This window comes from Chitinophagaceae bacterium, from assembly GCA_007695095.1.
Lineage (GTDB): Bacteria > Bacteroidota > Bacteroidia > Chitinophagales > REEL01 > REEL01.
This window is the reverse complement of the sequence record REEL01000090.1, coordinates 1-3,415: the sequence shown is the minus strand read 5'-3', so window position 1 is coordinate 3,415 and position 3,415 is coordinate 1. Positions and strand designations below refer to the sequence as shown.

General features: G+C 32.2%; 6 protein-coding genes. 5 read left to right on the top strand and 1 reads right to left on the bottom strand.

Going from position 1 to position 3,415, the window contains the following annotated elements; genetic code table 11:
- The 5 genes from EA412_05330 to cas4 form a co-directional block, all read left to right on the top strand.
- The coding region (locus tag EA412_05330; protein ID TVR80018.1) for a DNA repair protein at positions 1-171 on the top strand (171 nt) is incomplete at its 5' end.
- Between the two features lie 217 nt (positions 172-388).
- Positions 389-1,024, top strand: a complete 636-nt coding sequence (locus EA412_05325) for a hypothetical protein (protein ID TVR80017.1) — start codon at positions 389-391, stop codon at positions 1,022-1,024.
- A gap of 168 nt (positions 1,025-1,192) precedes the next feature.
- The gene (cas1, locus tag EA412_05320; GenBank protein ID TVR80016.1) at positions 1,193-2,224 is read left to right on the top strand and encodes a CRISPR-associated endonuclease Cas1; all 1,032 of its coding nucleotides are present in this window, start codon (positions 1,193-1,195) and stop codon (positions 2,222-2,224) included.
- Complete coding sequence (gene cas2 / locus EA412_05315; protein TVR80015.1) at positions 2,202-2,492, top strand: CRISPR-associated endonuclease Cas2; 291 nt, start codon at positions 2,202-2,204, stop codon at positions 2,490-2,492. The genes cas1 and cas2 overlap by 23 nt, the downstream gene beginning before the upstream one ends.
- Positions 2,493-2,510: 18 nt before the next feature.
- Positions 2,511-3,083, top strand: coding sequence for a CRISPR-associated protein Cas4 (cas4, locus tag EA412_05310; protein TVR80019.1), 573 nt, complete (start codon positions 2,511-2,513; stop codon positions 3,081-3,083).
- Positions 3,084-3,227: 144 nt separating this feature from the next.
- Here cas4 and EA412_05305 read toward each other — a convergent pair.
- Positions 3,228-3,415 (bottom strand): hypothetical protein (locus EA412_05305; protein TVR80014.1); only part of this gene is annotated, 188 nt, incomplete at its 5' end.

Genomic DNA, 3,415 nt, shown 5'->3' with positions numbered 1-3,415 from the left:
CTTGAACCGAATGAAAAGCTTTTGGCAAAATGCAAGCTCCATGAAAAAACAACACGCTTTAAAGATCAAAGTATGATGGCTTTTACCGGTAGCTTTGTAGTAAATGCAATATTACCGGCAGGAATTGGGCTTGGCAAAGGAGTGAGTAGAGGATTTGGGACGGTAGGTTGATTTTTGTTTAACCCGCAAGATTGGCGTTTAGTAAATGGCAAATAACATGGAAGTATCTAACAATAGTTAAAAAATCAACCTTGTTTCGGAGTAAGGTTTTTTATCTAACCCGCAAGGTTGGCGTTCAGTAAATGGTAGATAATATGGAAGTACCTACCAATAAATAAAAGTCAACCTTGCGGGTTGTCGCTAGTAAATAAATTCTTATATTAGCATAATGGGTAACAAGAGAATTCCTTTTGAGCCGGGTAAAGTTTATCATGTATATAACCATGGGAATGGAGATGATAACATTTTCAGGCAGGAGAAAAATTATTACCGCTTTCTTGAAAAGTATAACCAGCACCTTTCGGTTATTTCACACACTTTTGCTTATTGTCTGATGCCTAACCATTTTCACTTTTTATTAATGATAAAACCGGAATCAGAAATAATTGAAGTCTTCAAAACAAAATATCCTAAAAAATCTATATCGGAGTTAAAAGAAAATCTCAATTATCACAACTCAAATCAATTTGCAATTTTTCTCAACAGCTATTCAAAATACTATAACATAAAATACAACCGAAAAGGGAGTTTATTTTTAGATAATATAGAAAGGAAATTAATTGATAATTCCGGTTATTTCATGAAAGCATTAAATTACATTCATTTTAACCCTGTAATGCATGGGTTTGTAGATGATATCAGCAATTATAAATTTACTTCATATTATGATTATGTTATGAAAAAAAATAAAAGAATCAATCGGGAATTAGCTTATAAACTCTTTCCAAAAAACGCCAAAATCGACTTCAAACCTAAATTAAATGGAATTGAGAAATATGCTTTGGAAATGGATATGACTTTTTGAGAATTAACTTAAGGTGGATTAACCCGCAAGGTTGTCGTTCTGTAAAAGGTAAATGTTTAAAACATTTAAAAACTAATTTTAGCCAACCTTGCGGGTTAGATTAGAAAAAAATGAACCAAATCAAAACAACCTTGGGGATTAAGATAAAATTAAGCTAAATATTCATTCATGCAACTACACATCAATACATACGGCACATACCTACATGTCAAAGATGAGATGTTTGAAATCAGAGTGCCTGAAAGTGAAGGTTCTAAAGTCTACAAAAAACATCATTTTGCAGCTAAAAAAGTAAAAAGTATACTTATGGCAAAAGCTGCTGCATTAAGTACCGATGCTGTTTTTCTGGCTTTAAAATTTAATGTTGATATCATATTTGTGGAATTTGACGGTAAACCGGCAGGCCGAGTTTGGCATAGCAAATTAGGCAGCACAACCAAAATTCGAAAATGTCAGCTTGAAGCAAGCCTAAATAAACAAGCAGTAAAATGGGTTAAAGAATGGATCGTCCAAAAAATTGAAAATCAAGTTGAATTTTTAAAAGACTTAAAGAAACATAGAGAAAGTAAAAAAGATTATTTAGACGAAAAAATTGAAAAAATAAATAAGCAGGCAATTTCCATTGCAAAGCTCGAAGCAGAATCTATTGCTCAAATTGCAGAAACAATCAGGGGAATTGAAGGTACCGCCGGAAGATATTATTTTAGCACACTTAGCAAATTATTAGCAAAAGAATATCAATTCGAGGGAAGAAGTTCTCGGCCTGCATTAGACCCCTTTAATGCTTTTTTAAATTATGCCTATGGAATGTTATATGGTAAAGTCGAAAAATCTTTAATTATTGCCGGCATTGATCCATATCTTGGATTTATGCATCGAGATGATTACAATCAACTTAGTATGGTTTATGATTTCATTGAGCCATACAGAATTCATGTTGACAGGACCGTATTTAAGCTTTTTTCTGCAAAAAAAGTTAACCAAACACACACTGATAAAATCAAAAATGGGTATACATTAAATGAAATGGGCAAAAAACTACTTGTTGAAAACTTTAACAATTACTTTGAAGAAGAAACTCATCGTTATAGGGGAAGAAATCAAACCCGTGCTAATGCTCTTCAAATGGATGCTCATACGTTTGCAAATACATTAATTAACAAAAATCAAATTAACAATGATAACGTGGGTACTGTATGATATTAAAAATGACAAAGCCAGAACGAAAGCCGCCAAACTCTGTAAGCAAGCCGGTTTATACAGAGTACAATATTCTGTTTTTCTGGGAACGGTTGATAGTCATGAAAAAGATACGCTCAGTCTTCAACTTGAAGAACAAATTGATGAATCACAGGATAAAGTATATATTTTCACAATGAGTAAAAATGAATTAAAAAATGCTTCACTACTTGGACAAGCTTTTGATAAAAAAATGGTTACCGATGAAATTAGGGCTTTATTTTTTTGATTTAATATATTGGAAATGATTACCATTACCCCCTCGCATATCATACAATATCTTTACTGTCCGCGATTTACATTTTTCGAATATGTGTTGGCAATACCCCAATATGAAGAAAAAAATTACAAAGTTATACGAGGTAGAGACTTACACAATGAAAAATTGGAGCAAAACAAACAATATCTTAGAAAGAAAATCGGAGTCAAAGAGAAACATCTTGACCAATATCTTACAAACGGATTGTTAAGAGGGAAAGTAGATGAAGTCTTATTACTTGAAGATGGCACAATGAGTCCGCTTGACTATAAATTTGCAGAATACAAAGATAAAATCTATGACACCTACAAAACTCAATTGTATTGCTATGCCTGGCTGATAGAAGAAAATTTTGGAAAAAAAGTAAAAAAAGGATTTATAGTATATACCCGAAGCAAGCACAAGTTGATCGAAGTGGAGGTAACTGAAAGTGATTTAGACAAAATAAAAAAATGTGCACTTGAAATTCAGCTGATTATTGACAATAATTTTTTTCCAAAAGCTACTAAATACAAGAAAAGATGCTTAGATTGCACATATAAAAATATTTGCATTAAATAAGTCTTTTCCGGGTCTAAATTTATTTTAACGCCATTTAAATCTACACACAAATGGTTGAATATAAATCAATTGTACTTTCGGAAACTGACCGAAAAACACTAAAAAAAGTACGTACTTTGACATATTGTTTAAAAAAAATGGGAATCAAAAATAAGCTGGAAAATAGAATTTTATTACTTTTATGTGGTCTGGCGACTTCCAGACCATAATCCAACTAAAAAAGGATTGAAACATAATATTCCCCGGTCTTTCGGTTGCGGTATCATACATCTTCCAGACCATAATCCAACTAAAAAAGGATTGAAACAAAGTCCGCTTTTTTTCGTTGTGGC